Origin of the sequence: Bacillus sp. SIMBA_005 (genome assembly GCF_046535585.1) — a bacterium.
GTDB classification, from domain to species: domain Bacteria; phylum Bacillota; class Bacilli; order Bacillales; family Bacillaceae; genus Bacillus; species Bacillus pumilus.
In genome coordinates this window covers 1-279 of the sequence record NZ_JAWRWI010000256.1, presented here as the reverse complement: position 1 = coordinate 279, position 279 = coordinate 1, and the positions used below count along the sequence as shown (strand labels likewise).

Below are 279 nucleotides of genomic sequence, written 5' to 3'. Positions count from 1 at the left end.
AGAGCAGCTCATCAAAAAAGTGAGCATCATTCCGCTTGAAGTCGTGGTCAGAAACATTGCCGCCGGAAGCATGTCGAAACGTCTCGGCATCCCGGAAGGAACAGAGCTCCCGCAGCCGATTATCGAATTTTACTACAAGGATGACGCACTCGGCGATCCGCTCATCACAGAAGATCATATCCGGCTCTTAAAAGCGGCGGCTCCTGAGCATGTCGAAACGATCAAATCGATTACAAACCAGGTGAATCAAGAACTTCAGCATATTTTTGAAGACTGCGG

1 protein-coding gene is annotated in these 279 nt (G+C 49.1%); it reads left to right on the top strand.

Annotated elements, in window-relative coordinates; all coding sequences use genetic code 11:
* The coding region (locus SB660_RS20000) for a phosphoribosylaminoimidazolesuccinocarboxamide synthase (RefSeq protein ID WP_410584034.1) at window positions 1-279 on the top strand (279 nt) is incomplete at both ends.